The following is a 25,294-nucleotide window of genomic DNA, read 5'->3' as shown; positions in this document are numbered from 1 at the left end:
TTGCGGTTAACGAATCATGGAAAAACGCCGCAGCGAGCGTTGGGCATGGCTTTCAAAACGACTGCTTTGCTGCAACGCCTCTTCCACAAATACCAGGTGGCTATTGACCGCCTGACGGGCGCAATCTTCATTGCGGTTAATCACCGCATCTTTCAGGGCCTCGTGCTGCAAACGAATGGCATCGCGGCGGCCTTCCTCGGTATACAAGTAGGTCAGGTTGGCAGCAATGGTCTGTTTGAACAGGCTGAGTAATGCCCGCATCGAATGTAGTAGCACCGCATTATGTGATGCTTCGGCAATGGATAAATGAAAACGCCAGTCGAGCTCCGCTTCGGCTTTGGCTCCCAGGCGGGCATTATGACCATCGAGCCATTCCTGATAGCGGCGGTTGATAATCGCGTGATCCGACTCCGTGGCTCGCAGCGCGGCGTAATGGGCGGCGACTTCTTCCAGGGCGTGACGATATTCGAGCAGGTCGTAATTGAATTCCGGGTGGCTCTGGAACAGCTCCAGCAAGGGGTCGGACAGCGACCGGCCGATACTATCGGCCACATAGGTACCGCCACCCTGGCGACGAGTAACCAGCCCCTTGGTATCCAGTTTGTTGAGAGCTTCTCGCACAGAAGGGCGGGAAACCTCAAAACGGGCAGCCAGCTCCCGCTCTGTCGGCATCTTTTTCCCTGGCTCCAGACTGCCTTCAATAATCATGCCTTCGAGTTCGGCAGCAATCATATCGGAAATTTTCTGGCTTTTGATACGGCTCGGGGTCATCAGGACTCCTGTTGGAATTCGGGCCAATCGATGGATGAGGCGCATTCCGGGCACTCCTTGGCCAGCTCATACATTGACCAGCCCAAGTGATATGCGGTAACTTACGCAATAACATTTGGGTAATTGGTAAGACCAATTTAACCAAGAACAATAAAAACTGCAAGACACCTGTACAAATACCTTTGTACAAACCGCTACCGTGGAGTCGTTATGACCATTACTTCTTCACCCATACAGAGAACCTGCCCGGCCAAGCCGACGCAGGTTTATTTGATGGGTACCTGCCTCGTTGACAGCTTTTTTCCGCACGCCGGAATGGATGCCATTACGGTGCTGCGCCAACTGGGCGTTGAGGTCGTTTTTCCTCAAGGCCAAACCTGCTGCGGCCAGCCCGCCTGGAATTCGGGCTACGAAGACGAAGCCCGTGCCGTGGCTCGTCAACAACTGGCGGCGTTTGAGGCCGATATCCCGGTGGTGGTGATGATGGGGTCCTGTGCGGGTATGGTGCACCTGGAATATCCAGACCTGTTTGCCGGACACCCTGAAGAAGCCCAGGCCAGGGCGCTGGCTGCCCGAACGTATGAGTTCAGTGAATTTATGATCAATGTCCTGGGGCTGGATAACGAGATCCTGAGCATCGCCCAACCGCCTTCAGCCGACCAGCCGACCCGGACAGTGGCCTTGCATACCTCCTGTTCTTCGCGCCGCGGAATGGGGGTTGCGGCACAACATATGGCGCTGGCCACCTGCCTGCCCGGAGTGACCGTGGTGGAGCCAGAGCGGGTGACGGAATGCTGTGGTTTTGGTGGTACCTTTGCCGTTAAGCAGGCCGATATTTCGGCCGCCATGGCGGAAGACAAAGCGCTGGCCATGGACGCCACCGGCGCGGATGTGATTACCAGTGCCGACTGTGGTTGCATGATGAATATCGGCGGCACACTGGACCGACTGGCAGAGCAGGGGAAAGCCCGCTCAATACCCACACAACATCTGGCGACGCTGGTAAAAGAAGCCCTGACCGGTTACGCCGCTGCAACCAGTGGAGACCCGTCATGAGTACACCCACTTCAACCCCATCGTTTATTGAACTGACAACGATCGTTGACCAGGAAGATCACGACTTTGCCGATATGCAGTCCCGGCACTTCAAGGCGCGGGCAAAAATGTCGCTGGAAAACGATACCTTGCGGGCCAGTTTCCGGGGCGCCAGCGATTTTCTGATGGGAAAACGCAAAAGCGTCTTCCCGGACGATCAGGAACTGGAAGCACTGCGAGACCGTGGTGAAGCCGCACGTCAACGCAGTCTGGCCAACTTGCCCGACTTGCTGGAGCAGCTGGAAACCAACCTGGTGGCCAATGGTATCCAGGTGCACTGGGCCGAGACTGCGGACGAAGCCAACCGTATTATTCACGGCATCCTGGACGCCAATCAGGCGCGTACCGTGGTAAAAGGCAAATCGATGGTCAGTGAAGAAATTGAACTGAACCATTACCTCGAAGCCCGCGGTATTGAATGTCTGGAAAGTGATATGGGCGAGTATCTGGTGCAGCTGGCCCATGAAGCACCGTCCCATATCGTGATGCCAGTGATTCACAAAAACAAACAGCAAATTGCCCGCTTGATGCACACCCGAGCCACCACACCCGATGGCGAGGCAGTGCCATACAGTGAAGACGTGGATGATCTGATCGGTAATGCCAGGGCCATTCTGCGGCAGAAATTCCAGCGGGCTGATGCCGGGATTTCCGGCGTCAATATGGCCATCGCAGAAACCGGCACCCTGCTGCTGGTTGAAAACGAAGGCAACGGCCGTATGTGTACCACCGCACCGCCGTTACATATTGCCGTGACCGGTATCGAAAAAGTGGTGCAGGGGCTGAGTGATGTCCCCGAACTGCTGACACTGTTACCCCGTTCCGCCACTGGCCAGCTGATTACCACCTACGTCAATATGATTTCCGGCCCTCGTCAAAAGGGTGAGCTGGATGGCCCGGAACAGGTGCATCTGGTACTGGTGGATAACGGCCGTTCGAAAATGTTTAACCACCCGAATTTGCAACCAACGTTACAGTGTATTCGTTGTGGTGCCTGTATGAACCATTGTCCGGTGTATGCCCGCGTCGGTGGCCATGCCTATGGCTCGACATACCCGGGGCCGATTGGTCAGGTGGTCACGCCACAGCTGGGTTCTGCCGGAGGCCTGGCCGCCAATGGCGATATGATCAATGCCTGCTCGCTGAACGGTGCCTGTGGTGAAGCCTGTCCGGTGCGTATTCCGTTGCCGGACCTGATTCGTAACTTGCGTGCTGAAGCGGTTGCTCCGGTAGCCACCCAGCAAAATGGTCAACCCCATGTTAATGGGACCGGCAGTCAGCGTTCACTGGGCGAAAGCCTGATCTGGCAAGGCTGGAGTCTGGTACACAAGGTGCCGTTTTTATACCGCAGCAGCACCCGGGTAATGACCCGTGGCCGTGGCCTGATGCCCGGTAAGCTGGCTCCCTGGACCAATACCCGGTCGATGCCCAAACCGGCCGCCCGGAGTTTGCACGAGTTGGCCCGAGCGGCCGACATTCCATCGGTAGTTACTTCAGAGGAGCAACACTGATGTCTTCCAGAAATACCATTCTTGCCCGCCTGCGTCAGGGTCAGGCCAATCAGGCAAGCGCTGCCAGTCGCACCGATTTACCACCCATGCCACGGCTGGACAAAGCAGCATGGCGCAGCCGTTTTATTGAACTGCTGGAAAGTAATCACGCCGATGTGGTGCCCTGTAGCGAAGACGACTGGCAGCAACAGCTGGCCGAGGTACTGCAACAGCAGCAGGTGACATCCTTGTGTCTGGGCAACAGCCCGGCCAATCGTGAACTGGCAGACGAGTTGACAAGCCGTGTTGCAACGCTGTTTGTGCAATTGTTTGACGACGCGGTTGCTGCTCCTGCCGACAGCGGCATGCGCCAGCAGCTGTTTGAACAGCTGGATGCCGGATTCAGTCGCGCCAGCGCCGCCCTGGCAGAAACCGGTTCACTGGTGCTGGCGACTGGCCCGGAAGAACCACGGACCGTCTCGCTGGTGCCACCATTAAGTCTTGTACTGGTACGGCAGAGTACTCTGGTGGCCAATTTTTCTGCATTGATCGAACAGCCACGCTGGCAAGGGAAACTGCCGACCAATTGGTTGCTGATATCAGGGCCAAGCAAAACGGCGGATATCCAGCAAACACTGGCCTATGGCGCTCATGGCCCAAAACAACTGGTGGTCTTGCTGCTGGATGACAGTACCGGCGCCTGAGCGGTTTTTCCTCTTGAATTTGATGTGGCTGGTGCCCGTGCGCCAGCTCGAAGGACACTTTATGAAACCCGAATACAGTCTGTTTCTGAGCGATCTGGCTCACATTATCAATGTTGAACGGATCGTCACCGATCCGTTACGTACGTTGGCACTGGGTACTGACGCCAGTTTTTATCGCCTGATACCGCAGGCCGTGGTAATGGTCGAAACCGAGCAGGAAGTCATCGACCTGTTGTTGCTGGCCGGGAAACACAAGGTGCATGTGACCTTCCGGGCGGCGGGTACCAGTTTGTCTGGTCAGGCCGTTACTGACGGTATTCTGGTACGCCTGGCCCCCACCTGGAACGGCATGGAAGTACTGGAAGAAGGGGGCAAGTTGCGGGTACAGCCCGGAGTGATCGGTGCCCATGCCAACCGTAAGTTGGCCCCGTTCCAGCGTAAGATTGGCCCTGATCCTGCCTCCATCAATGCCTGTAAAATCGGCGGTATTGTGGCCAACAACGCATCCGGTATGTGTTGTGGCACGGCGCAGAATACCTATCAAACCATTGAATCCATGCGCCTGGTCCTGGCTGATGGCACGGTGCTGGATACCGCGGACCCGGAGTCTCGCACGGCTTTTATGGCCAACAAGCCCGAGCTGATCGAAGCACTGGTATCGCTGCATCAACAGGTGAGCAGTAACGCTGAGTTAAAAGCCCGTATTCAAAAGAAATTTTCGATCAAGAACACCACCGGCTACAGCCTGAATGCCCTGGTTGATTACCACGATCCCATCGATATCCTGATGCATCTGATGGTGGGGTCGGAAGGGACGCTTGGTTTTGTTTCGGAAGTGGTTTATCGCACCGTGGAAGAACACGCGCACAAAGCCTCCGCCTTGCTGATGTTTGCCGATATCGAAAAAACCAGCCATGCGGTGACGGCGTTGGCTACCAGCCCAGTGGCTGCCGTCGAATTGATTGACCGGGCCGGGTTACGCTCCGTACAGGACAAACCCGGCATGCCGGACTATATGGCTTCCCTGAGTGATGACGTTGCCGCACTGCTGGTCGAAGTACGTGCCACCACCGAACATGAGCTGGAGCATAAGCTGGCCGATGTGCTGGCCGCGTTGTCCGACTTCGATACCCTGCACGGTAAAGCCTTTACCACCGACCCGGCCACGTGTCAGCTGTACTGGAATATCCGTAAAGGCATGTTCCCGGCGGTGGGTGCCATGCGTGAAAAAGGCACCACGGTGATTATTGAGGATGTCGCCTTTCCGGTTGAATCCCTGGCTCCGGCGGTACTGGAACTGCAGAGCCTGTTCAAGAAATACCACTACGATGAAGCCATTATTTTTGGTCACGCCCTGGCGGGTAACCTGCACTTTGTTTTTACCCAGAACTTTACCGATCCGGCAGAAATCCAGCGTTATGCGGACTTTATGGATGAAGTGTGCGTGCTGGTGGTCGGGCGTTACGATGGCTCGCTCAAAGCCGAGCACGGCACCGGGCGGAATATGGCCCCGTTTGTGGAGCTGGAGTGGGGGGCACAAGCGTATGACCTGATGTGGCAAATCAAACACGCCCTGGACCCGGACATGCGCTTGAATCCAGGGGTAATCCTGACCCGCAACCTGCGTGCCCATATTGAAGACCTGAAACCGATCCCGGAAGCCCATGACCTGATCGACAAATGCATCGAATGTGGTTTCTGTGAGCCGGTGTGCCCATCCAAAAACCTGACCCTGACCCCACGGCAGCGTATTGTGGTGATGCGCGAGCTGAGCCGTCTGGATCGTGCCGGGCATGATATCAGCAGCGATCCCCGTTTCCGCGAAGTGCAGGCAGAGTACCAGTATCAAGGTATAGATACCTGTGCCGCCGATGGCCTGTGCAGTCTGGCCTGCCCGGTAGATATCAATACCGGTGACCTGAGTCGCTATTTGCGCAGTGAACGGAATCAGCGTTATCAAGGTCGGGCCAACTGGGTGGCCGGGCATTTTGACACCATCGCCAATACCACCCGTACTGGCCTCAAACTGGTGGATATTACCCGTGGTGTGATCGGCGACAAGGCACTGGCGAGCGTCAGCAAGGTGGCCTCTGCTGTGAGCATGAAAGCCTTGCCGCTATGGCACGATGCCATGCCACAAGCCAGCCACAGTGCCAAACCCATTGCACCGGCAGTGGCAGATGCCGACCTGGTGTATTTCCCCAGTTGCGCCAGCCGGAATATGGGCCCGGCGAAGCAGGATCAGGACCAGCGCAGCTTGCAGCAAGTCACGTTGGCGCTGGCAGCAAAGGCAGGCGTGACCCTGACCCAGTTGCCAGACCAGCAATCATTCTGTTGTGGCATGCCGCTGGAAAGCAAAGGCATGTTCGAGCAGGCCGATGCCATGCGTGATCAGCTGAATCAGGCCTTATTGACCATCAGCGACAACGGCCGTATACCGGTACTGATCGATACCAGCCCTTGTGTTTTCCGTATGAGTCAGCAGCTTGATGAACGTATCCAGTTACTGGACCCGGTAAACTTTGCCAATCAGTACCTGGTGCCGCAGCTGGACATTGAACCGGTAGACGACGCCGTGGCAGTACACGTGACCTGTTCCACCACCAAGCAAGGCCTGGGTAACGAGCTGATCGCTCTGGCCAGACATTGCTCAACCCAAGTCGTGGTACCGGAAGATATTACCTGCTGTGGTTTTGCCGGCGACAAGGGCTTTATGATGCCGGAACTGAATGCCTCGGCGCTGGCTCCGCTCAAGAGGCAGGTGAAAGACTGCAAAGAAGGGGTGTCTACCAGTCGTACCTGTGAAATTGGTCTGGCCCGGCATGGCGAGATTCCTTATCACTCGCTGTTCTATTTGCTCGACCGGGTCAGCAGCGCCAAAGCAGCGGTTGCGTCCTAGCGGATGTGAGGCGGATGTAATCGTTGCTGGCCACTCCTGCTTCAGCGGAATTTTCCTGTCAAGAAACTCCGCTGGGGCACTTATTCGATATGTTTGAGTTCTGGTTAAAAAATGTTCAGAATTTCTGTAAATATCGGACATTCTCGCCATAGATGCTGTATTGTGGCGACCAATGTACGTCATGCAGCAGGAGGATATTATGAGTAAATTAACAGGCTATGGTCAGGGTGTTGTAAACGACCTGTCCAGCCGCTATGGACTGTCCAGTGACGCGGTTATTTGCATGATTCAGGCTGTTATCAATGGTAACGGCACCATGGCTCAATTCAACTGTCCGGAATTGGGCGGTGGCGGCCAGTGGATGAGTGGTGGCATGACCATGGTGGGCGATATGTTCAACAATGGCCTGAAAAACACCGTCAATAATCTGTGTAGTGAAATTGCCTCGATTCTGGGTAATGGCCAGATGATCTTTGAACAGCCGGCAGCGGGCCAAGGTGGTTTCCAGTCTGGAAACTGGTGGCCGTCTGAACTGGGTAACCCGTCGTCATCCGGTTCACAAAACAATATCCGTTATGCGATTTTCCCCCATTGTCAGCGTCTGGCACTCGACTCCAATGGTCAGGTGAGTGTTTACGATACCCAACAGCACCAGATCGGTGGTGTCAGCCAGCAGCAGGGTGGTGGTAATTCACTGACCTTCAGCAGCCAGTTCGGTACCGTGTATCTGACCAGCTTGCCGATTGTGTCGGGTCATAACCCGTTTATCAGTCAAGCGCCAGAGCCGGCACAGCCAGCACCCCAGCCAGTACAAAATACTCAACCGCCAGCACAGCACAATAACCAGAATACCAACACTGGTAACCGGGATGATGTGTTTGCGGCACTGGAAAAACTGGCCAGCCTGAGAGATATGGGAATTCTGTCGGAACAGGAATTTTCCAATAAAAAATCCGAGTTGTTGCAACGTCTGTAGTGCGTCTGTAGTACGTTTGTGGCCAGAGGGCAGTCGTATTGCTGGCTAACCCGGCGGGCGGGCATTTTTATCACTGGTGATAACAATGCCCGCTGCCTTGGGGTTCATCGTCACGGTGCGTACTGCCCGCACGGATACGACAATGCTGTCTTATCCTTCCCAATGTGAAAAAGCCAACACCTTTCTGACAGAAATTCTATTACTATCGGTAGCCTGAATAATACGGGAGCCATCATGAACCTTGTCTGGATTGCGCTGTTGTTGTCGTGCCTGATAGGGTCACAGGCTGTGGCCGAAGTCTATCAATGGGTCGACAGCGATGGCCGTCGCCACTTCTCCGATCGTGCACCGTCCGGGCGTAATACCCATAACCCGGCTGAGCAATCGCTTTCCCGGTCATCTTCCCAGGCTACGTCCATAGGGGTCTCTGCACTTGAAGGTATTTCCAGTCGTGACTACCAGCATTTACGCAAGCTGCTGCGGGCGCGTCAGTTCGGGATTCTGAATACCCGGCTGGAAAAATACCATCAGATTCTGGCGGAGGATATCAGCACGGAATCCCAAGTCCGGGCAATCTACCAGGTGTTTGATATGGGCAAGCCGGGGCTGGAACACTATTTTAACGACTGGGTACGTACCTACCCGAATCTGGAATTTCCTTATCTCGCCCGTGCTACTTACCTGACCGGATTGGGCTGGGACAGCTACGAGCAAAACCGGACACATCGCTCCGATGAACAGGCCGAGGCTATCCGGAAGTATTTTTATGCGTCGTTGACGGATATCGATGCTGCCTTGCGGGTGAACCCGCGTTCGGGTCTGGCCTATAGCCTGTTGATTGGTGCAGCGGTAGCGCTGGGAGATGACGAGCAGCATCAGCTTTACTTGCAGCGGGCAGCAGAGGAAATACCGGCATCCCTGTTGGTTGCCAGTACCGAATTGGGGTTCATGACTCCGCGTTGGGGTGGTTCCAAGGCCAGAATGCGGGCCTATGCCAACCGTGTGATCGTGCATCAGAGCAGTAACCCGGCACTGTCGGTATTACCCGGTTATGTGGAGGCACTGCTGGCGGAAGCCCAGCTTGGACGTCAGCAGTATGCTGCTGCCGAAGCCGGTTTTACTCGTGCCCTGAAATACGGACACGTCGCCAGTTTTTATCGCCATCGGGCGGAAGCCCGTATGGCCATGAAACGTTATTCTGCTGCTCTGGATGACTTTGCCCAGGCATTACGCCTGGAGTCTGCGGATGCCGACAGTTATTTGGGGCGAGCACAAATTTATGGCAGCTTGCGGCAATACCGCAATGCCGCCGCGGAGCTGGCTTATGCCACTGAAATTGATCCGGAATCGCCGGGGATACACAGGTACCGCACGCAGTTGCTGACCAGCCTGACCGGGTTGGGGATTCGTGCCCGCACGCGGGGACAGTTGGAGGAGTCGCTGGACTTTCTTGGCAAGGCATTGATGCTTGATCCGGCCGATGCGGTGGCCAGCTATCAACGAGCCGTCACCTGGATGGAGATGGGCAAGATGGCCAACTCGGAAAGTGACGCCAGTGTGGCTTTGGCAGCAGACAGTGCCCGCCCCGAATGGTTTGTGCTGATGGATAACTTACTGGCCCGCCGCCAGCGCTGGCAAGATATGATCGAACTCTGGGATGATTATATCGACCGGTTCGGGGAGACGCAGGATGCCCTGCTGGCCCGGGCCAACGCTTATGTTGGCAAGCAGGAATACCAGTCAGCCATGGCCGATGCCAACCGGGCCGCGGTGCTGGGCGCGCCAGCGGCGGCTGGCATGATCAGCAAGGTAGAGTCGTTACTGGCAACACATTGACGGAAAGTGTTCAGGAAGATTGGCTCTGGCGCCGGGCCAGGGCTGCTTTGGTCAGGGCTGTTGCCTCGGCGCTGAGTGGATCTTCCGGCCAGGGGTGCTTGGGGTAGCGGCCACGCATTTCCTTACGTACCTCGGCATAGCCATGACGCCAGAAGTGAGGTAAGTCCTGGGTCACTTGTAATGGTTTCCGGCCCGGTGACAACAAATGGATCTTTAACGCCATTTGGCCGTTTAACACCGCGGGTTGCTGCGGATAACCAAACATTTCCTGTAACTTGACTGCCAATACCGGCGGTGTCTCAGTGTAATCAATACGAATACGGGAGCCGCTGGCCACCCGCCAGTGTGTCGGAGCCAGCTGTTCCAGCTGCTGCTGTTGCGGCCAGTCGAGCAGGCTGGTCAGCAAGGTCACCAAATTCAGCTGCTGTAGCTGCCGTTCATGGCGGCAGTTATCCAGAAACGGTAACAACCAGTCATCCAGGCGCGCCAGTAAACCCTGGTCGGACACATCCGGCCAATCTCCCGCAGCGGAACCCTGTTTCTGGGAGTGGCTGGAGGAATGGCCGCTATGGTACTGGTGTAACAACTGCAAGCGCTGACGTAATTGCACCGCGTCGTCTGTCCAGTTGAGATTGGCCAACCGCTGCTGTACCCGGCTGTCGGAATTGACCGATGGACAAAAATAATCCCGCCAGGCCTGACGCCATTGCTCAGGGCCCAGTGTCTCCAGGGTGCGCCGCCGCCAGATCAGTTCACCGATCTTGTGTTGCTCTTCTGCCAGCAAACGGCCCTGGGATTGCCATTGCACCACGGTGTGGTGCGACAGCCAGTGAGGGTGGTCGCTCAGCAGGTCTGCCAATTCGGCCTCATCAATGGCAATGGCGAGGCGTATCCGGTGGCTGCTGGCACCGGACAGATCAAGAATCACCAGCCAGGGGCAACCGGCCAGATCCGAGTCTGGCGATAGTTCGGCACCCGTGCCGTTGGCCATCAGATAGCGTAATGCCTTGTTGTTGTTGGCTTTGCTGGAGTGGCCGGTCGATTGATTACGACAGCGGGCGAGGCGCTCCGGGAATGCCAGTAATGCCCAGCGTGCCAGACTGGCCTGATGACTGGCGCTTGCTGTGGCGGTGGTAATTGTGGTGGCGGCAGTAGTTGCGGTGGCGGTAGTCTGGCCAGACAAGCCCCGGAGCCAGCGCTGGGCCAGCGGGGCCACGCGTTGCTGCCACAAGGAAGTTGAGCGGCTGGCATGCCATAGCCGTTCAACATCATCACTGCGGCGTTGTTTGTGCGGCCATTCTTGCAGCAGGGCGATTAACTCGGCCGCGTCGCGAGCTTGTCCTTGTTTATGGGCCGTTATCAGTGCCGATGCCCAGCGCGGTTCGATACCGACACGGGCACACTGGTGTCCGTGTTCCGTCAGTCTCTGGCTATCGATACTGGCCAGGTACCCCAGGCGACACAACAGCGCCCGAGCCTGATTCAGCGCGGCAAGCGGCGGAGGGTCAAGCCAGAGCAAGTCGTCAGCGTCGGCTCCCCATAACAACAGCTCCAGCAGCAGTGGTGCCAGATCGGCGGTTAATAGCTCGGCTTCAATATGGCGTGGCCGCCGTGAGTGGGTACTTTCCGGCCACAGCCGGTAGCAGTAACCGGCTTGCTGTCGCCCGGCACGGCCCATTCGTTGGGTGGCTGAAGCCTGGCTGATATCGCGCGTGGTGAGCTCACTGAGACCATTGGCCGGACTGAATACCATGCGCCGTTCAAGACCGCTGTCGATCACGCCGGTGACGCCATTCAGGGTCAGAGAGCTCTCGGCGATATTGGTCGCCAATAATATTTTACGTTGACCCTCTGGCACATCCGCCAGAGCCCGCTTTTGTTCCTGTTCGCTGAGCTGGCCATGAAGTGGCAGGATATGAAGGTGGTTATCTGGCAGGTCATGTCGCTTCAGCTCATCATGCAGCCGCCGGATATCCGCCACACCGGGCAAAAACACCAATAGATGGCCATGGCTGTGCTGTAAGGCTTCATGAATAACCCGGCTGGCGTGATGACTGAGGTATTCGTTGGCTGACGCAGCTGGCCGGTAGGCCAGCGTGACAGGAAACCCCTGGCCCGGGCAATGAAGCAGGGGAGCCTGCAGTTGCCGGGACAAGGCATCGGTATCCAGCGTGGCTGACATTACCAGCAACTTGAGATCCGGGCGTAACAGCTGCTGGCATTGATGCGCCAGTGCCAATGCCAGGTCACTGTTCAGGTGACGTTCGTGGAATTCATCAAAAATAACCAGACCAACGCCGGTCAGCTCGGGGTCATCCTGCAGCATTCGGGTGAGAATGCCCTCTGTTACAATCACAATACGGGTACGAGCAGATTCCTTGTTGTCGAGCCGTACCCGGTAACCGACCCGCTCACCGACAGCCTCGCCCAGTTGACGGGCCATAAAGACGGCGGCGTTACGGGCTGCCAGTCGCCGCGGTTCGAGCATGATGATCTGTTGCCCGGCCAGCCAGGGCGCATCCATCAGCGCCAGCGGCACACGAGTGGTCTTACCCGCACCGGGTTCGGCAGTCAGCAGCAGGGCGGGGTGGTCGGCCAGTTGTGCAGAGATATTGGCGAGCTGGGTATCAACAGGAAAGGCAGGACGGCAAGGATTCATTGGTATAATTACGAGTCTATAGCTAGCATTCAAGTATATACCGGTCAGGAGGTAAGCCGTTATGGCAAGTGAGACTGTGGTTGATTTTGCTGCTGCCAGTGAAAAGCACCGCCATCAACGTGATCACCGCGACAAGGAAGCCAGGGTTGAAGCGATTCGGGAACGCTTTGAACAGGCGTTACCGACTCGTAAAACACCGGTCAAGGACTATTTACGTAAAAAGCGCGCCAAGAAAAAGCGCTGACCCCATCACATGATTTACTGATTTGATTGCCAGGAGAGACCTTTGAGTTCGTCAGACACTACCCCACATTTACCGATTCAGCATCAACTGGACACCCGCGGCCTGTTTTGCCCGGAGCCGGTGATGATGTTGCATAACCTGATGAACGATGCTGCCCTGGGGGACTGTATCGAAATATTGGCAACCGACCCCTCGACGCAGCGGGATTTCACCCGTTTTTGCGGGTTTCTGGAGCAGGAGATGTTGCTGCAAGAAGACCTTGACGGGGTGTACCGTTTTATTATTCGCAAGGTCTCTGATACCGCCTGATCAGCTTCTGGTTATATTGAGCGATTGGACGTACTGGACGTACATGGCTGGTGCCGGTGCCTGTGCCGGTGCGCCGTTCCGGGCTGGCCCCGGAATCCACGCGAATTAATCAAGCCGCTGGCGTCGGTGCCGCCAACCTCAAAATACCTGCATACGCCTCTCTTGTGACGATAGCGCCAATTAGCCACGCAATTGGCGCTGATAATCATTTTCCCTCTTGCTTATCCAGCTAATACTAACTGACAGGTGTGACAAAAAGCGTAGCCAACAACACGCTTGCAACGGCTCTGAGGCCCCTGATTTGAGGCTTGATTGATGAGTCTGGAGACTATAAGTGTTGGCTCATATGGAACTATCCCTGTTTTGAGGGGTGTTTTTATACCCTGCCAGCGGTCAGGCAGGTTGATGATTGGGGCTAATATGGCAATCCAGGCAGTAGAGAGTAATAAGTTGACTTGAATCAATGGTTTGGCGTCTTGATGCGTGCTAAAGGCTTCATTTTGAGCCAAAAAAGGCTCTTTTGGGTGGATTCAAGGTTTTTGTCTCAAGGGATATGTCTTTGTGGCGGGGGAGTTCGGCGGTCTGTGAGCGCTGAAACAGCGTCATTTTGGGGCTGGGAGCAGCTGAATATTGGCGTCAATAGCCCTGTCTACAGCGAAGTCCATAATTATAAAAGCACTACATTTGCCTAATCGCAATTTCCAGATTCCTGGTCTATTCTACGCGGCACCATCCACTTGCTTTAACCAACCGTATTTTATTTTGCGTAGCAACTATGTTGCTGGAGAAATCATGACCGCGACACCGAAAGATAAAGATAATAGTCCACCAGGTGCAGGGCAGAAAACAGATACTCAAGCCGTTTCTGGTAGCTATCAAGAGCTGCACAAACCCAGCTCTGAGTTTAATAGCCGAGAAGAGTACCTTGAGCATGAGTTGCAAATCATGCAGCCCAAACGCTGGCGTCCAAACTTGCCTTTCCGGGATTATCGTTTCGAGTTTGAAGATACGATCCCGGCCATGGCCGCGACCATTGGTAAAGTGGTTATGGTTGCCGCGATTGCCGCCACGTTTGCTGGCCCGTTAGGGTTGGGTGAATCGTTTATTCTAGAGAATGTTCGTTACGAGCTTCTTATTGTTTCTGTTTTTATTTTATTGTTCTCCGGCTTTATTTTACCGACCGCCAACCTGGCCGGTACCCATGGCCCCTTGATTCCGTTAATCCCTATTGTTGTGGCAGCAGGGGGGCACCCGATGGCTTTCGGGCTATTGATTGGTGCCTTTGGTCTGATCCTCGCCATCAGTAAAGGGGGGAGCCTGATGGCACGGCTGACCAGTAAGGGCGTGTGTGGTGGCCTGCTGTTGTATCTGGGTTTTATCGGCACTATCTCGCAGGTGAAAAAACTGTTTGCCTGGGCGGAAGCCATTGATATGACGCATATCGCCTTTATTGTGATTCTGGCGACTATTTTGCTGTATGCCTTGTTGGAACACTTCCAGAAACGCTGGTTGGCGGTACCGCTGAGCTGCTTCCTGGGTGGTGGTGCAGCATTTGCTCTGGGCGCACCATTTGAATTTCATACCGCGCCTGGTCTGCCACATATGGACCCGATGTACTGGTGGGGTGAAAGTACTGGCTGGATGCTGGGTTTGCCAACCGTGGAAAGCTTTATTGTGGTCTTGCCGTTTGCCATTCTGGCGGTTGCCATGTGGTCTCCTGACTTCCTGGGGCATCAGGTCTTCCAGAAAATCAGCTACCCGCAACGTACTGAAAAAGTGCAGATGAACATTGATGACACCATGATGAGCGCATCTGCCCGACAAACCTTCGGCTCCCTGTTGGGTGGTGCCAACTTTGCTTCTTCGTGGGGTACTTATATTGTGCCTGCGGCGATTGCCAAGCGTCCGATTCCTGCTGGCGCCATTTTAACGGCCCTGTTCTGTATCATTGCTGGAATCTGGGGTTATCCGATGGACCTGGCGATCTGGCAGCCGGTGCTGTGTGTGGCCTTGATTGTGGGTGTCTTTATTCCACTGCTGGAAGCCGGTATGGAAATGACCCGTGAAGGTAAAACCACCCAGTCCGCTGCGATCGTGGTTTTTGCTTCATCACTGGTGAACCCTGCCTTTGGCTGGTCTTTGACCATGCTGCTCGATAACCTGGGCTTGATCGGTTGTAAGGAACGTAGCTCGGAATTAAGCCATATGAGCCGCTGGATCATCCCGTTGATCATGTTTGTACTGCTGACCAGTGTGATGGCAATGGTAGGTATGCTGCCTGGTATCCCGGCCTTGATGTCAGACTTCCAGCACTAATGGCATGACGACATAGTCCGTCTATGACTCAATGACGGACGAATAAAGCGGCAAGTGCATCAGGATGCCTTGCCGCTTTGCTGTTTTCAGGGGGTTATGATTCTGATATCGGCCGCAAGCGGATCAGTTTGCCGTTATCGTCGTCAGTGATCAGATACAACCAACCATCCGGCCCTTGTGTGACGTCGCGAATACGTTGGTCAAGGCCAGGAATATCCAGACGCTCTTCTGCGATTACCTGTTTGCCGTCCAGCTCCAGCCGGACCAGTTGACGAAATTTCAGCGAGCCAATAAAGACATCTCCCTGCCAGTCAGGAAAAACCTCACCGCTATAAAATGCCATGCCGGAAGGTGCGATTGAAGGCACCCAGTAGTACAGCGGCTGTTCCATCCCTTCCTTATGGGTACCTTCACCAATACTGCCGCCAACGTATTCCTTGCCGTAAGTAATAACAGGCCAGCCATAATTACGGCCTGGCATGATCAGGTTGAGTTCGTCGCCGCCTTTGGGGCCGTGTTCATGTATCCATAATTCGCCGCTGTTGGGGTTAATCGCCGCACCTTGCGGATTACGATGGCCATAACTCCAGATCTCGGCCCTGACACCGGCTTGATCAACAAAAGGGTTGTCTGCTGGTGTTGTACCGTCGGCATTCAGGCGAATGATTTTACCGAGGTGGTTGTCCAGGTTCTGCGCTTCATCCCGGGGGAAATAGCGTTCCCCCAATGTAATATACAAATAACCCTGTGGATCGAAGGTCAGCCGTGAACCGAAGTGGGAGCGGGATACATACTTGGGTGCTTGCCGGAACAGCACTGTCTGCTGCGTCAGGTGATAACGATGATGGCCATCATCAACCAGGGTGGCGCGCATCACCGCGGTCGAGTTGGTCATCAGGTTGCCCGGCTCGGCGTAGCTGAAATAGACCTGGCCATCGTGCCAGGCAACATCGAGTAATCCGCCCTGTCCCCCGGTCGATACTTCCGGGACACCGGCAATGGCCGGGCTGAGCAAATACTGTGGCTGGCCATCCTGAATCGTATGGCGGGCGATACGTAGCTGGCCCGAACGTTCACTGATCAGGAGCGTATTGGCATCGATAAAATCCATTGCCCAAGGGTGGTTCAGGCCTGAGATTATTACCTCGGGGATAAAACTTCCTTGCTGGGAATGGATAACCGCCAATGGCGAGGGGGTGAAGGATTGTGGGGCCGGGAGTGGGTCTGCAGCGAGTGCTGAGTTGGCGCAACCGCTGATCAGTAGCAGTCGCAGGGTTGCTGTCAGCAGACCGGGAAAAATACCGGATTGGCCAGGGATTAGAGTCGTTGTGCTGCGGCGTATTGGGGAAGCGGCCATGCAGTACTCTCCGGGTGGTGTATTGGAGTGGTGCTGTGATTATGTTTTCAGCAGAACAGCCTGAACAGTAGCGGATGGCGCTGAACAAAGTAAGGGGACAAAGCGGTTGGTGGCAATCGTGGCAGGGCAGCCGAGGGAGAGGGGATAACTATCAAGGCAAGGCCAACGCCTCATCGTACACCAGCGCGAGTGGCGCTCAAGCCACTGACTCTGAAGTACGATGAAAGTTGCCGGGAGCCAGCCAACTAGCCAATACTGGCTTTCAGTGCCTGGATAAAGCGCTGTTGCTGAGCCGTGCCAGCGGGTGTTGCAAGCCATTCCAGCACCAGGGCGAGGCGTTCGTCACTGTGGCCGATACTTTGGCCCATGGCTTGCGCCAGCCGCTGTACCTGCAGTTGCATCCGGCGGCCTTGATCCGCTGCCGGAGACTCCAGTCCGCTGATAACTTCCATACGAATACACAGGTCTCGGGCGGCGTCGGTATCGATCGCAACCGGGGTATCCTGATCCTGCTGCCAACGTTGCTCAAACGCGGCGAGCGGGTAGCCATCCGGGAGTTGATCGGCATCGTGCCAGAGGCTTTCATTGTGATCTGCCAGTGCTTGCAAGCGATCCAGCAAACCTTGCCAGCGTTGACGTTCTTCGGCCTGTGATTGTGCCACCTGACGGTCGTCCAGTTGCGCCGCGATGTCAGCCAGCTGTTTGCGCAGGCGCTGGTGGGCAGAGCGTGGCAGTTCGATCGCCGCAAACTGTTGCTCGTACTGCTGGAATTGCTCAAGCACGTCAGCAGCCGACAGGGTGCTGGCTGGCAAGGCGGCAGCCTGATTGACCAGCTCTTCTGCTTCAATGACCCTGTTGTTCAGCTCCGCCTTGCGCTCGTTACGTTGCTCGTCCAGACGGGCAAATACGGCATCACACTGGCTGCGGAATTGACGCCAGTACTTCTGGTCTGGTGCGCGTGGTGTGATGCCAATTTCTTTCCACTGCTGTTGCAGTTCCTTGACGCGCTCTACCACGTCGGTCAGATCTTCTTCTTCGGCCAGGTCGGCAGCGGCTTCAACCAGGGCGGCCTTGGCTGCCAGGTTGCGGTCGTATTCTGCCTTGAGGTGGCTGTAAATGGCGTCGCAAGCGGCGCGGAAATGTTCCTGGGTGTGCTTGTGTGCAGCTCGATCCACCGGCGAGTAGCCGCGGAACACTTCCCGAGCGGTCTCGAGGGTTTTTTGCACGACTTTCCAGTCGGCCTGATCCCAGTCGAGATTGGCTTCGTAATGGCGCAGTTCCTCGATCAGCTGGTTGCGTCGTTCAACGTTGACTTCCCGTTGACGAGCGACGTCGGCAAACCAGGCGCGGCAAGGTTCAAAGGCTTTGTCGCCAGCTGCCTGAAAACGATCCCACAAGGCTTTGTCGGGCTGGGAAGAGTTGAGTGTTTTCCACTCGTCCTGCAGCACCTGGATCTTGTCGGCGAGGACATCAGGGCTGATATCGGCATCGATCAGGGCTTCCATCGACTCACACAGAGCTTCTTTTTTGGGGGTTGTGACAAACCCTTGCCAGTCGCGCATTTCGTTGAGTCTGGCAGCCAGGCTCTTGATGCGGTTCTGAAAGTTATAGGCGGCTTTGCCATCTACCTGGCGCAGGCTCTGATGCACCTGGCCGTAGAGCTTGCCAGCGTCTTTCAGGTGGCCGTTGTCGATGTGTTGTTCCAGTTTGTCGAGCTGGCGCTGCAGGGTATCCATACGCGCGGTTTGCTGGTTTTCCAGTTCCGTCAGACGGATTTCAGCGATCTGGCGTTTGCCTGAGAGAGCCGCCAGCCACTCGGGTGCTTCCAGCTGTGATGGCCACTTCAATTGGGCTTGCCATTTTTTACCGCTCTGGATTACCTGTTGCAGGCCGCGCATGTCGGCAGGCAAGTCTTTTTCCAGCCACTGGGACAACTCTTGCTGTTTGGCGCTGACCTGCTCCAGAGTGGCTTGCAGGGCTAACGCCTGTTGCATGGTGTTCTCGAATGAACGCAAGGCGTCGGCGTCGGCCTTGTGATCGGTCTGTGTGGCGCGCCAGCGTTCATCAATGGCTTGCAGTTGTTGCTTCAGCGCTTCCGGATCGGTACTTGAAGGGGCGGCTGCCAGGGCGTCGTTCAGCTCTGAGACCAGTTGTTGCTGGGCTGCCAGGGCTTCGGCCTGACGCTGCTGCTCTTCGGCCTGACGCTGTTCCTCCGCGGCGTGTTGTTCCAGAATCCGGCTCGCGTCAAGCAATGCGGATTCGAGCGTGTGTCGCTGCTCATCGGTCAGGCTGTCGTTAAGTGCTTGCTGCTGGCGCTGTATGACTTGCAAGCGACCGTTAAAGTCGGGGCCATAACCTACCCGGTTCAGGTAAGCGGCCTGTTCCAGCAAATAGGTGATTTGCTGCTTGCGGGCGGCAATGGCTTCCTGGTTGGCTTTGGCAGCGGCCAGGCGTTCCTTGCACAGGCGATAGACGGCTTTATCTTTCGCTTGGGCAAATTCCAGCAGTTGCTGTAACAGGGCGTGTTGATCGATGCCTTCGGCAGCGGCCAGACGTACTTTGGCGACCGGGTGTTCGCGAGCAATTACCAGGCGTTCGTTCTGGTCAGAGATCCGGGCAATGGCATCGAGACGTAATTGCTGGTCTTTGGTCAGCCCGGCAATACGTACCAGTGTGGCGCTGTGGGTGATGCTGTTGAGGTCTGCCGATGATGGCAGCAGCAGGTTCAGCCAGTGTTCCCGGGTGGTATCCCGAACATCCGGCAGGTTGTGCCCCAGCAGGCTTTCCAGCAGGGCCTCGTCACGAATGCGTACCACCGCGGCCTTGCGCAATGCCTCGTCAGGCTCTGTGTCGATAAAGCTGATGAGTTGCTCGGCAGCCATTTCGGCCAACGCCTGGCGTCGAACATCCGGGTTGGAATGTTGCCATTTTGGTTTCAGAAACTTCTTGAATAAAGACATCGAGCTGATCCGTCCAACCTGTCACAAAGGAAAAAAGCGTGGCCATTGTACAGTGCGCGGCATTTTAAGGAAGTCTGGCACGACTTAATCGCACCGGAGGATTGTCCTGCACTGTATTGTGACTCGTGGTGTGAACGTGATTGTTACACAGAAGCCGGGAGAAGTGGTGCCGCTATCGCAACCAGAGCCGGGTGCATTGCGTCAGGGTAAGCATGTTATCATCGGCGTTTATTTGGCCAGCCAGTATGACCCGGATCTGGGGTGGCAAGAGCAGGAGAATCATGTGAGTAGCATTGTCTGGTATGACTACGAAACCTTTGGTGCCAGTCCGGCGTGGGATCGTCCGGCGCAGTTTGCTGCGATTCGTACCGACGAAGACCTGAACGAGATTGAGCCTCCGGTCGAGATTTTTTGCAAACAGAGCGATGACTATTTACCGCACCCGCAAGCGGTGCTGATTACTGGTATTACCCCCCAGGACTGCCAGCAGAAAGGTCTGCCAGAAGTTGAGTTTATTGATCAGATCAACAGGGTTTTTTCGGTACCGGGTACTTGCAGTGCGGGTTATAACAGCATTCGATTTGATGACGAGTTCACTCGTTACACGTTATATCGCAACTTTTTTGATCCCTACGCCCGTGAGTGGCAAGGGGGGAATTCCCGTTGGGATTTGCTGGATGTTGTTCGCTGTGCCTATGCCTTGCGTCCGGAAGGAATCGAATGGCCACAACACGAAGATGGCCGGATCAGTTTCAAACTGGAGCACCTGACAGCCGCCAATGGCCTCGATCACGGCAAGGCCCACGATGCGGTATCGGATGTGCGGGCAACCATTGCACTGGCACGATTGATTCGTGATAAACAACCAAAATTATACCGTTATCTTTTTGGCTTGCGTCGTAAACAAGCGGTTGCAGATCTGATTGATGTGGTGCAACACAAGCCTCTGGTACATATTTCGGGCATGTTTCCGGTTGAACAGGGCTGTATGGCGGTTGTAGTGCCCTTGTGTATGCATCCTAAAAACAAAAACAGTGTGATTGTTTTTGATCTGCATCAAGACCCAACTCCTTTGTTTGAACTGACCGCTGAAGAGATACAGCAGCGAGTGTTCAGTAAAGCGGCAGATTTGCCAGAGGGGGTCGAACGGTTGCCATTAAAAGAGATACATCTGAACAAGTCTCCGGTGGTTGCTCCGGCCAAAACCCTTACGCCTGATCAGGCTGAACGCTGGAACCTGAGTGGTGATACCTTGCGTAAGCATCTGGGTATGATCAAGCAGGGTGCCGACCTTACCAGCAAGCTGCAGCAGGTGTTTGACAGTCGTTCGTTTGCGGCCGCCAGCGATGTGGATGCACAGCTGTACGATGGCTTTTTCTCGCCAGCGGATCGTAATCTGATGAACCAGCTGCATGACGCCTCGCCGTGGGATTTATCCGGCTTCCAGAAGCTCTTCAAAGATCGCCGCGGTGATGAGATGTTATTCCGTTATCGCGCCAGAAACTTTCCGGATACGCTGGAGGGGGATGATCGGCAACGCTGGGAAACAGTACGTCGTGAACGGCTGTTTCATACCAACCCAGCCTGTCAGGCGCTGAACTTCGAGCAATTTGCCCAGGAATTAAAACGGGCTGCGGAACAGGTGATTGAAGATTCCCGCAAGCAACAGTGGATGCAGGATTTGCAGCTTTACGCCGAATCAATTTATCCGCTGGATTACGACTGATTCGGCATGGTTGATGAAAAACCCGGCGTCAGATTCCAGATGCAGGTTGGACACTGGGAAAACTGAATAAAAAAAGCCCTCGAAGAGTTACCTCTCCGAGGGCTTTTTATTCACCAGGTCGGCCCGGATTATTGGCAGATAGCGCCAGTAATGACGGCACTGGGGGTTGAACTGCCTGCTTTGTCACCCTGGAATCCAAAGGAAACCGTCGCTCCTGGAGCAATGCTGCTGTTCCAGGAAAGAGGCGTTGCAGTGATCGGGCCACTGCCGCTGTAGTTGGCATTCCAGCCGTTGGTCATGGTGCTGCCATCCGTGAACGTCCAGCTGACTTCCCAGCCGTTGATGGTGCTGTCGCTGGTATTGGTCAGGTCGATACGGCCGGTGTAACCGCTGTTCCATTCGCTTTCAATGGTGAAACTGCAGGCGGCCAGACCAGTGCCGGTATCTGTTCCTGTATCCGTGTCAGTGTCCGTTCCTGTATCCGTTCCTGTATCCGTTCCTGTATCCGTTCCTGTATCCGTTCCTGTATCCGTGCCCGCCGCCGCATCGCTGCAACCGTTAGAGCTGAAGTTGCCGTCATGTTCCAGCTGGAAACCAAAGCTGTAGGTCGCAGCCGCTGCCAGGTTGCTGCCGCTGGCAATGATGTTATTGCCACTGAGGGTAACGCTGGCTCCCCAGCTATTGGTGATGCCAGTGACACCACTGACCGGGAGGATCACGCTCCAGTCAGCCTCGCTGTCGCCCAGGTTGGTGACAACAATATTGTTAAGGACTGCGCCGGTATTCCACTGGTCGATGCTACCAATGCTGCAGTCAACACTGCCAGGTTGGGCTTCGGCGACCGTTACTGTTTGTGTTGACGTATCACTGTCTTCCCCATCACTGACGGTCAGGGTGATATCGTAACTGCCGGCGCTGTTGTACTCATGACTGGCCGTCAGTCCGGTTGCTGTATTGCCATCACCCAGATCCCATTGGTAGGTCAGGGTGTCATCATCGTCATCGGTCGATGCACTGGCATCCAGGCTGATGCTCAGAAAGCTGTTGCTGACACTGAACGCAGCAACTGGCACGTTATTGGGTGGTGCAACGACGGCATTGAGTGTCAGCGTGGTGCTGGCTCCGGTCGCCGCGCCGCTGATATCGAGGCCAGTCAGGGTCACACTAAAGCTGCCGGTGCTCGATGGCGCGGTCAGGGTGACCGAACCGCTGCTGTTGGCACTGGCCACCGGGTTGCCGTTGAGTGTGATCTCGACAGAATTGACATTGGACATGTCGAAGGTCAGCACAAAATCACTGCCTTGAACAATGTCGCTGCCATTACTCGGCGTGCTGATGCTGACGGCAGGCACAATGGGTTCTGCCACTGTCAGGCTGACGCTGGCCGGGTCGGAGCTGGCACCCTGATCATCAATCACAACATAGGTAAAGCTGTCGCTGCCAAAATAGCCGCTGGCGGGGGTGTAACTGGCGATGCCGGAAGTGATGGTGACGCTGCCGTGGGCTGGTGCGGTATCCACTTGATAGTCACTGATGGTGCCATCTTCGTCACTGCCACTGAGGCTGATGGTAACGGCCGTTTCATACGGCGTGGTGGCACTGGTGGCCTCGGCCGTCGGGGTGCAGTTGATGCCGGTATCAACACCGCAAGCCGGTGTGGGTTCCGTCCCCCAGACCAATTCGCCATCGTCATACAGGGCGATTTGAGGGGCATTGGCCAGCGTGCTGCTGTAATCGTCCCAGGATGGGTCAGCGCTGTTGTCCCAGTCGCTGTTGTCGGTATCGGTGGGCAGTGATAGACGGAATTGCACTTCTTTCTGTTCGTCAGACTGGCCACCTGGAAAAATATCAATCCCGGCAAACGAAATGTCGACGTAGTAAATATTGTCTGCCGGGTCGCCCCAGGCGGTCAGCGGGCTGATGCTGCTGGCCTGACTGTAAGCGGCGGATACGGTGATATCGCTGGCGCTGTATCCTGCGGCTATCTCGTGATTAAGATCAACCCAGTAACGCATGGTGAGGTTATTGCTGATCCGGGCTGGCCAGGCGGAGCGGTTGTGGACTGTGGTTGCCAGCTCAATAAAACGTGGGCCGCTGGCGTTGACCTTGGCTTCAACAAAAAACTCGGTATCACGAGTTTCTGCGGCAGGAAATTCGCTATCAGGAATAGGGTCGCCGCCAAAATCCAGATAAAGCCGTGCCAGTGCCGAGGTAAAACCGGCGTTATAGTCGGTAGCGACTTCGTTGGAAATGTAATCGCTGCGGTCATCGCTATAACCGTCACCGCTGGCAGGGCCACCCACCAACGCGCCGATCAACAGGTGGCGACTTTGGCTTGGGCTGCTGATGTCATCTGCCCAGCTGCCATGAGCCGTACGATGGTGCGGGTTGAGTGGGCCGGTGGAGCTCAGGCCAATCTGGTAGGGGTGGCCCATCGGGTTGTCACCGAGCAGGTATTCCAGCTGGCTGGTGGCGAAGTTGTAGTAGCTGCTGATACGGCTGTTGGATGGCTCAATGCTGCGGAGGTAGTCGGAATACACCAGTGCCACCCAGGCGGTGTTGGCGGCGTAACGAGTCGCGCCCCATTGATCCAGTTGCGCCAGGCCACCGGAGGTATAGGGAACCTGCTCGCCGTTGTAGCCAGTGCTCCAGTAATCAAGCCAGCGTTCGGCATCGGCCCGGTATTGGCTGTCGCCAGTCAGCTGCGCCAGTAAAACGTAGGAGCCGTAGGATTTGTCATCCCAGGCTTGCGTCCACTTGTAGGCTTTATTGCTGCTTTGGCCTTCGGTACCGAGTTGATTGTAGTCGCTTTGGGCGTTGTTCAGATAGGTGCTGTCGCCGGTCGCCTTGTAGAGCCAGGCGGCAGACCAGACCAGTTCATCCTGATAGCCACTCCAGGAGTTGTAGAAGGATTGGGCATCGGTAATGCAGTCGGAATATTTGCCCTGGAATTGCCGGGCAAAAGTATACAGTTGTTCGGCATGGGTCAGCAGGGTGGTGGAGTAGGCCGGGTCATCGCTGGCAAACACCATGGCGATTGCAGCCAATGCCGCCGCGGTTTCACCGGCGAGGTCGGAACCGGGGCAGGATTCGGTAATGGCATATGAGGGCCGGGTCGCGGCAGCACCAGAGGTGGCGTGCATGACTTCTGCCGGTCCCCACCAGGCATGATCGCTGGAACCGGTTCCAACCTGACCATACAGGACGTTAGGGGACGGATGGGCATTCACAAAATAATCGGCAACAAATCGCAGGTTGTTCTTGATGTGGACCATTTGGCCCGATTGGGTATAAGCTGATGGGTTTTCAATCACACCCCAGGCCAGCATGGTGGCCGAGGCGGCCATGGGCAGGCCAAATTTGACATGGTCACCGGCGTCAAACCAGCCACCGGTCAGGTTAACGCTGTTGTCGGCACCGTCGTTGGGGGTTGAGTCACCACGCCACTCGACCCGGTTCCAGGCGGGCAGCTCACCTGCTTGTTGTGCTTCGTAGAAATAAATGGATTTTTGCAGGGCTTCGCCGTAGTTGGGGGTGGCGTAAGCGTGTGTTCCGAGTGACGCGATGGCGAGCGATAACAGTGTTTTCCTCAACCCTGAAAGCGTTGTATGAGTCATGGGCCATATCTCCTGTGGACCGTTTGGCTGATGGGGCCAAATATAGGTGGCCAGCATAGTCGGCAGCCAAGATGCTGGATGTGCGACAAGTCACGAACCTGATTGTTGGGCAATTTGTTTGCCATAGAGGCCAAGACCTGGCGATACCGTCTGGTTGTGTCGAGTGCAGCGCTGCTGTTTATCCCGCTGTTTATGCCACCTTGAGTCTTGATGAAAAAACAGACACTAAAGACTCTATGAGAATAGTAAGGTATCGGGGGAAGACAAGGTATCGGGTATCGAGTTCGTTTTGTGGGTTGCCTGGCAGCGAATGACACCGGCAAATGGGGAATGGA

General features: G+C 55.6%; 15 protein-coding genes. 10 read left to right on the top strand and 5 right to left on the bottom strand.

Annotation, left to right across the window (positions count from 1 at the left end; genetic code table 11):
- Positions 1-6 precede the first annotated feature (6 nt).
- Positions 7-771: a GntR family transcriptional regulator gene (locus Q4551_RS13030; protein WP_303434279.1), complete on the bottom strand. Its 765-nt coding sequence runs from the start codon at positions 769-771 to the stop codon at positions 7-9.
- 273 nt (positions 772-1,044) lie between these two features.
- On the opposite strand from Q4551_RS13030, the gene Q4551_RS13025 reads away from it, so the two are divergent.
- From Q4551_RS13025 to Q4551_RS13000, 6 genes are all read left to right on the top strand, one after another.
- Positions 1,045-1,827, top strand: coding sequence for a (Fe-S)-binding protein (locus tag Q4551_RS13025; RefSeq protein ID WP_303434278.1), 783 nt, complete (start codon positions 1,045-1,047; stop codon positions 1,825-1,827).
- Complete coding sequence (locus tag Q4551_RS13020) at positions 1,824-3,377, top strand: LutB/LldF family L-lactate oxidation iron-sulfur protein (RefSeq protein WP_303434277.1); 1,554 nt, start codon at positions 1,824-1,826, stop codon at positions 3,375-3,377. Before Q4551_RS13025 ends, Q4551_RS13020 begins: the two co-directional genes overlap by 4 nt.
- Complete coding sequence (locus tag Q4551_RS13015) at positions 3,377-4,060, top strand: lactate utilization protein C (protein WP_303434276.1); 684 nt, start codon at positions 3,377-3,379, stop codon at positions 4,058-4,060. The genes Q4551_RS13020 and Q4551_RS13015 overlap by 1 nt, the downstream gene beginning before the upstream one ends.
- Positions 4,061-4,121: 61 nt before the next feature.
- Positions 4,122-6,959, top strand: a complete 2,838-nt coding sequence (locus Q4551_RS13010) for an FAD-binding and (Fe-S)-binding domain-containing protein (protein ID WP_303434275.1) — start codon at positions 4,122-4,124, stop codon at positions 6,957-6,959.
- A 199-nt stretch (positions 6,960-7,158) separates the two neighbouring features.
- Positions 7,159-7,935, top strand: a complete 777-nt coding sequence (locus Q4551_RS13005) for an SHOCT domain-containing protein (protein ID WP_303434274.1) — start codon at positions 7,159-7,161, stop codon at positions 7,933-7,935.
- A 234-nt stretch (positions 7,936-8,169) separates the two neighbouring features.
- Positions 8,170-9,771 (top strand): DUF4124 domain-containing protein, encoded by a 1,602-nt coding sequence (locus tag Q4551_RS13000; RefSeq protein WP_303434273.1) that lies wholly within the window; start codon positions 8,170-8,172, stop codon positions 9,769-9,771.
- Positions 9,772-9,781: 10 nt separating this feature from the next.
- Here Q4551_RS13000 and hrpB read toward each other — a convergent pair whose 3' ends face one another.
- On the bottom strand, positions 9,782-12,430 hold the full coding sequence (hrpB, locus tag Q4551_RS12995) for an ATP-dependent helicase HrpB (protein WP_303434272.1): 2,649 nt from the start codon (positions 12,428-12,430) through the stop codon (positions 9,782-9,784).
- A 61-nt stretch (positions 12,431-12,491) separates the two neighbouring features.
- On the opposite strand from hrpB, the gene Q4551_RS12990 reads away from it, so the two are divergent.
- From Q4551_RS12990 to Q4551_RS12980, 3 genes are all read left to right on the top strand, one after another.
- Entirely contained in the window at positions 12,492-12,674 is a 183-nt protein-coding gene (locus Q4551_RS12990; RefSeq protein WP_303434271.1) for a tRNA (uracil-5-)-methyltransferase, read from the top strand.
- A 42-nt stretch (positions 12,675-12,716) separates the two neighbouring features.
- Positions 12,717-12,983: a sulfurtransferase TusA gene (gene tusA / locus Q4551_RS12985; protein ID WP_303434270.1), complete on the top strand. Its 267-nt coding sequence runs from the start codon at positions 12,717-12,719 to the stop codon at positions 12,981-12,983.
- A 792-nt stretch (positions 12,984-13,775) separates the two neighbouring features.
- A complete protein-coding gene (locus Q4551_RS12980) occupies positions 13,776-15,299 on the top strand; it encodes a DUF3360 family protein (protein ID WP_303434269.1) in 1,524 nt (507 codons plus the stop codon).
- Positions 15,300-15,393: 94 nt separating this feature from the next.
- On the opposite strand, the gene Q4551_RS12975 is transcribed toward Q4551_RS12980, so the two are convergent.
- Together Q4551_RS12975 and Q4551_RS12970 are read right to left on the bottom strand one after the other, a co-directional pair.
- On the bottom strand, positions 15,394-16,656 hold the full coding sequence (locus Q4551_RS12975; RefSeq protein ID WP_303434268.1) for a PQQ-dependent sugar dehydrogenase: 1,263 nt from the start codon (positions 16,654-16,656) through the stop codon (positions 15,394-15,396).
- A 245-nt stretch (positions 16,657-16,901) separates the two neighbouring features.
- On the bottom strand, positions 16,902-19,616 hold the full coding sequence (locus tag Q4551_RS12970) for a DUF349 domain-containing protein (protein WP_303434267.1): 2,715 nt from the start codon (positions 19,614-19,616) through the stop codon (positions 16,902-16,904).
- Positions 19,617-19,899: 283 nt separating this feature from the next.
- Between Q4551_RS12970 and sbcB the strand changes: the two genes are divergently transcribed.
- The gene (gene sbcB / locus Q4551_RS12965) at positions 19,900-21,342 is read left to right on the top strand and encodes an exodeoxyribonuclease I (protein WP_303434303.1); all 1,443 of its coding nucleotides are present in this window, start codon (positions 19,900-19,902) and stop codon (positions 21,340-21,342) included.
- A 128-nt stretch (positions 21,343-21,470) separates the two neighbouring features.
- Here sbcB and Q4551_RS12960 read toward each other — a convergent pair whose 3' ends face one another.
- Positions 21,471-24,959 carry a glycoside hydrolase family 9 protein gene (locus Q4551_RS12960; protein WP_303434266.1) on the bottom strand — a complete coding sequence of 1,163 codons (3,489 nt, stop codon included), beginning with the start codon at positions 24,957-24,959 and terminating at the stop codon, positions 21,471-21,473.
- Positions 24,960-25,294 lie beyond the last annotated feature (335 nt).

The organism is Oceanobacter sp. 5_MG-2023, from assembly GCF_030548165.1.
In the GTDB taxonomy this organism is placed as follows: domain Bacteria; phylum Pseudomonadota; class Gammaproteobacteria; order Pseudomonadales; family Oceanobacteraceae; genus Oceanobacter.
Note: the sequence above shows the minus strand (reverse complement) of the source record. Positions and strands in the feature narration are given on the sequence as shown.